Source organism: Pseudonocardia sp. SID8383 (assembly GCF_009864975.1).
In the GTDB taxonomy this organism is placed as follows: Bacteria; Actinomycetota; Actinomycetes; order Mycobacteriales; family Pseudonocardiaceae; genus Pseudonocardia; species Pseudonocardia alni.
In genome coordinates, this window is the sequence record NZ_WWFY01000343.1 from 1 (window position 1) to 4,991 (window position 4,991).

At 74.5% G+C, this 4,991-nt stretch carries 4 protein-coding genes and 2 pseudogenes; 2 read left to right on the forward strand and 4 right to left on the reverse strand.

Features of this window, described 5'->3' with window-relative positions; genetic code table 11:
* Both GTW08_RS08255 and GTW08_RS08260 read right to left on the reverse strand, forming a co-directional pair.
* Nucleotides 1-517, reverse strand: a pseudogene (locus tag GTW08_RS08255) (hypothetical protein); the annotation flags it as partial.
* A gap of 138 nt (nt 518-655) precedes the next feature.
* Entirely contained in the window at nt 656-1,894 is a 1,239-nt protein-coding gene (locus tag GTW08_RS08260) for a cytochrome P450 (protein ID WP_161151719.1), read from the reverse strand.
* 21 nt (nt 1,895-1,915) lie between these two features.
* Here GTW08_RS08260 and GTW08_RS08265 point away from each other — a divergent pair, with 21 nt between their 5' ends.
* Nucleotides 1,916-2,845, forward strand: coding sequence for a DUF5926 family protein (locus GTW08_RS08265; RefSeq protein ID WP_100879147.1), 930 nt, complete (start codon nt 1,916-1,918; stop codon nt 2,843-2,845).
* A gap of 65 nt (nt 2,846-2,910) precedes the next feature.
* Here the strand turns inward: GTW08_RS08265 and GTW08_RS08270 are convergent, their stop codons facing one another.
* Nucleotides 2,911-3,447, reverse strand: coding sequence for a ferritin (locus GTW08_RS08270; protein ID WP_083657986.1), 537 nt, complete (start codon nt 3,445-3,447; stop codon nt 2,911-2,913).
* Nucleotides 3,448-3,554: 107 nt separating this feature from the next.
* Nucleotides 3,555-4,388, reverse strand: coding sequence for a CPBP family intramembrane glutamic endopeptidase (locus GTW08_RS08275; RefSeq protein WP_161151720.1), 834 nt, complete (start codon nt 4,386-4,388; stop codon nt 3,555-3,557).
* Between the two features lie 276 nt (nt 4,389-4,664).
* On the opposite strand from GTW08_RS08275, the pseudogene GTW08_RS08280 reads away from it, so the two are divergent.
* A pseudogene (locus GTW08_RS08280) lies at nt 4,665-4,991 on the forward strand (hypothetical protein); the annotation flags it as partial.

Below are 4,991 nucleotides of genomic sequence, written 5' to 3' on the forward strand. Positions count from 1 at the left end.
GTACCGGCGACGGCCTCGGTACCGCGATCGTCGCCGGTGCGGTGTCCGCGGGCCCGGGCGGCGACACCACGGGCGCGGCCGGTCGGGCCCGCATCACCGGACGTGCCGGGGCTGCGGCCGGGTCGACAGCAGGCGTTGCGACCTGCGGATCCGTCCGTGCCGGGGCTGTCGCGGGTGGGCGCAGTGCCCGCCGGAGGAGCGCGACCGGGCTGCCGGACCGGTCGAGGTGGGCGTAGGCGAGCAGCGGGGCCGCGCCGTCGCGGGGCAGCGCCCGCAGGAGATGGTGGTCGCCCTCCCGGGTGGTGATCACCGCGTCCTCGAACACCGGTCCGTCGGCGACGACCTGCGCGGCGCCCCAGCCGAGCACCCCGGCGAGGCCGGGTACGGCACGCCCGCCGGCGTCCGCGACGAGCTCGCCCGTGGTGGGGTCGGCGACGCAGGTGTACCCCGTCCCCGGCACGGCGAGAACGGTCCGCAGCAGTTCCGACCACGATTCCATCGTCGTCGATTCCACCATGTCGTCCGATGGTCGTCGACGTCGGTTCCGGTCGTTCTTGACGCCCCTTTCCGTCGCTGATTGCGCGGCGCCGTCGACAATTCGCCGACGGCTCCCAGGAATGGACCGTTCGGCTCTCGGATCATTGCGGCATTCGGTTCATCGGACGGTGTGGGCGGTCAGCCGCAGCTCCGCCCAGCCGCGCATGACGAACCGTGACCGCCGGGCCGGCGCGCCGTCGACGACGGCGTCGGGCAGGCGTTCCAGCAGTGCGCGCAGCACCTCGGCGATCTCCAGCCGGGCCAGCGGGGCGCCCAGGCAGTAGTGCACCCCGGCCCCGAAGCCCAGGTGGGGGTTGGGGGAGCGGCCGACGTCGAGGCGGTCGGCGTCGTCGCCGAAGACGGACGGGTCGCGCCCCGCCGCGCCGAGCAGCGTCGCGATCCGGGTGCCCGCCGGGACCGGGTGGCCGGCCACCGTGGTGTCGACGACGGCGGTCCGCTCGAACAGCTGCAGCGGTGCGTCGAAGCGGATCAGCTCCTCGACGGCCGTTCCGACCAGTCCGGGGTCGTCGAGCAGCCGTTGCCACTGGTCCGGGTGCCGTAGCAGGGCGTGCACGCCGTTCCCGACGACGTTGACCGTCGCCTCGTGCCCGGCCATCAGGAGCAGCACCGCGGTGCCGACGAGCTCGTCCTCGTCGAGCCGGACGGACGGCGACCCGGCGTCCCGGACGGCGAGCAGGTCGGTGATCAGGTCCGGTCCCGTGCCGGTGTCCCCGGCGGGGGCGGCGCGGCCGGACCGGCGCTCGTCGACCAGTTCCCGCAGCAGCGCCGTGAAGTCGGCCGACGCCCGCTCGGCCGCGCGACGGCCGTCGTCGCCGGGGTCGGGCTCGTACATCCGCACGATCGCGTCGGACCAGTCCCGCAGCGGCGCCCGGCGGTCCTCCGGCACGCCGAGCAGGTCGGCGATCACGGCGACCGGCAGCGGTGCGGCGACGAGCTCCACCAGGTCGGCGGGGACGCCGTCGCGGATGCGGGCCACCAGGTCGTCCACCAGGGCCCCGGCCCGCGCCCGCACCAGCGGGGCCAGCCGCTCGGTGTGGCCACGGGCGAACGCCGAGGCCACCAGGCGTCGCAGCCGGGTGTGCGGCTCGCCCTCACGCTCCAGCAGCGAGTTGCGGTGCAGCAGGTTGAACGCGGCCAGCTCGGCCGCGGGCACGGCGTCGGACCAGATGCGGCCCAGGCCGCGGTCGCGCAGCACGGCGGAGCAGGCCGCGTGCGTCACCGCGACCGGGACGCCCAGACCGGGGTGGTCGTGGACCGGCCCGGCGGCGCGCAGGGCGGCGTAGGCGGGGTAGGGGTCGGCGAGGAAACCGGGGTCGGCCGGATCGAAGACATGCACGACCCGCTACCTTGCCCGGCGATGGGTAAGAAGACGCGCAACCGTGCCAGCACCGCCGACGCGGGGGACAACCCGCGCCGGCCGTGCCCCTGCGGCTCCGGCAAGCGGTACAAGGCCTGCCACGGCGCCGGTGACGACGTGATCGTCATCCGGCCGTTCGAGGGTCTCGCGGCGGAGCCCGACCTCGTCGCCATGCGGGAGTTCCTCCCGTCGGCGACGGCGGCCCTCCCGGTCCGCTCCGGCGGTCCGGTCACGCTGGCCTCGGTGCTGCCGGGCGCGTCCGCCGCGATCGTGCGCGACAACGGCGAGGTCCTGCTCGGCATGCAGGTCCAGACCCGCTCCGGGGACCTCTCGGCCGACCTGGCCGGGGCGCTCGCCTGGGCGCGCTCGGCCGAGCCGGGATCGTCGCTGCCGGTCGTCGGCGCCGGGCGGCACACCGGCGAGCGGCTGCAGGACGTGCTGGAGCCCGGCACACCGCTGGAGCCGACGGTGCACGCCGACTTCGCGTGGTGGCTGCCGTCGGAGAGCCCGGACCCCGAGGCCCAGGCGATGCTGGAGCGTGCCAACTCGGTGATCATGCCGACCGAGGCGGTCACCGCCGACGGCGTGCGTGGCGCGTACTGGGTCGACACCGGGTCCAAGGCGCACGTGCGCTGGGTGCGGACCGAGGACGAGACGACGCTGATGGCGGCGCTGGCGCGGCTGTCCGGCCAGGGCGGCCTGGAGCTGGGCGAGGGTTCCCGCTACGCCGGGTCGTTCCGGGCGCACGGGCTGCTCGTGCCGGTCTGGGACGTCGACCGGGAGATGCACTCCTCGGAGTGGGCGGGTCCCGCCGCGGAGTTCGCGAAGCGGCTCGACGAGGCGGTGGCCGGGCTGGACGCCACGCCGCTGACCGAGTCCGAGCACCGGGCGCGCGACGTGCTCGCGGGCAAGCAGATCACCCTGCGCTAGACGGCCGCGGGCCCCGGCGCTCCCGCGAGGAGCGCCGGGACCCGGGTCGGACCGACGAGTGGTTCCTACAGGGCGCCGCCCGCGGCGGCCGGGGCGGTCGCGTCGGCGGCGTCACCGCGCGCGAGCTCGCGGGCCACGAAGTCCTCGACGTGGAACAGATCGTCGCCGGCGCGGCGGACGATGGTGAGCAGCGTCGTCATCGAGGCGACCTCCTCCACCTGCTCCTTCAGGAACCACTGCAGGAACTGCTCGCCGAGGTAGTCGTCCTCGTCGCGGGCGGTGCGGGCCAGCGTGGTGATCTGCTCGGTGACCTGCTTCTCCTGGGTCAGCGCGAGCTGCACCAGCTCCTCGACCGAGGCGAAGTCGTTCTGCACCTCGCCGACCGAGGGGATGGTCGCCGTGAGGTCGTTGTCCAGCTGGTACTGGACCATCATCATCGCGTGGTTGCGCTCCTCGACGGCCTGCGCGTAGAAGTGCGCGGCCAGCTGCGGGAGGTCGGCGTCGTCGAGCCAGACGGCGATCGCGAGGTACTGCTGGGCGGCGGTGAACTCGCTCCGGACCTGGTCGCGGAGCAGGGCGTGGAACTTCGATTCGTCGGTCATGTCCTCCAGGTTAGCGACTGGCGACGTTTCCTGGAACGGCTCCAGAAAGGGTATCCGTCTCAGTTGGACAGGGTCACCTTTCCGCTGGTGAGGGCCGCTTTCCCGGGTCAGAACGGAAGCACGCCACCGAGCAGTGCGTACCCCACGAACGCCACGACGTCGATCAGCAGATGGGCGCCCACGAGCGGCCACAGCCGGTTCGTCCGCTGCCAGTAGCGCGCGAACACCAGACCCATGACGAGGTTGCCGACGAACGCGCCGATCCCCTGGTAGAGGTGGTAGCACCCGCGGAGGACGGCGGCCGCGAACGCCGACCGGTTCTCCGACCAGCCGAGCCGCCGCAGCCGGGTGAGCAGGTAGCCGATCATGACGACCTCCTCCGCCCAGGAGTTCGCCGCCGCGGACAGCACCAGCACCGGGATCCGCCACCACTGGTCGGTCAGCGTGCTGGGCGCGACGTCCGGGGTGATCCCGGCGAGCCGTCCGACCAGGTAGAGCCCCAGCCCGGGGAGGCCGATCAGCGCGGCCAGGCCCGCGGAGTGCGCCGCGTCGCGCCACGGCCGCCGCCCGTCGAGCCCGACCCGGCGCAGCGCGATGCCCGCCCGCAGCAGCAGGTAGGCGGCCAGCGCGCCCCATCCGGCCAGCTGCAGCGCGCGGACCAGCTGGAACGCGAGGTCGATCCAGGCGTCGGTGGACGCGGGCGCGTTCAGGGTGACCTGCTGGTCGGCCAGCGGGGCGGGGTTCAGCAGGGCCTCGAGCAACGACAGCGCGCTGCGCACCGCGGACAGGCCCAGCGTCACGGTCAGGACGACGGCGATCTCCAGGCCGATAAGCCGTCGCTCGCGGGGGTCGGTGGCGACGCCCGGGAAGGACGGGGGCGCCGGGCTCAGCCAGTCCCGCAGGGCCCCACGCGGTCGTGCCGGGACCGGTCCGCTCGTCATGGGCCGATCATCGCACCGGGTGTCGGAGGGCTCCGCGGGCCGAGCCACGGGGTCGCCGGTGGGGCGTGGGCAGCTGATCCATACCGCGCCGATCGGCATCGCGCGCGCTGATCCGCGGCTCGCGCGCGTCCGGACACGCGCGGTCCGCGGATCACCGCGCGAACCGAGGATCACCGCGCGGGAGCCGACCGGGTGGGCGAGACCGCCGGAGGGGTGAGCCCACCGGACGGGCGAGTGACCGAGCGCTCGTCGGGGCCGGTCCGTCGCCATGCCGGGGTGCGTACCCTGGTCGGCGTGATGCGGCTGCTGCTGTCCCCGAGGTGGATGGTCTGGCACGTCCTCACACTCGGCGCGATGGTCACCTGCACCTGGCTGGCCATCTGGCAGTGGGGACGTGCGGGATCGGCGATGGGCTCGGCCCTCAACGTGGGCTACGGCCTGCAGTGGCCGCTGTTCGCCGTCTTCTTCGGCGTCATGTGGTGGCGCTTCCTCAGCATGGAGATCGCCGACCTGAAGGCGGCGGGCGCGGCCGGACCCGGCGGGGCCGCGGGGACGCCGGACAGGGCGCCGTCGGCCGCGGAGGCACCCGTCGCCGGGTCGGGG

Coding starts and splice junctions, on each gene's coding strand:
- GTW08_RS08265 (WP_100879147.1), top strand. CDS start 1,916: ATGGGTAAGAAGACGCGCAACCGTGCCAGCACCGCCGACGCGGGGGAC.
- GTW08_RS08270 (WP_083657986.1), bottom strand. CDS start 3,447: ATGACCGACGAATCGAAGTTCCACGCCCTGCTCCGCGACCAGGTCCGG.
- GTW08_RS08275 (WP_161151720.1), bottom strand. CDS start 4,388: ATGACGAGCGGACCGGTCCCGGCACGACCGCGTGGGGCCCTGCGGGAC.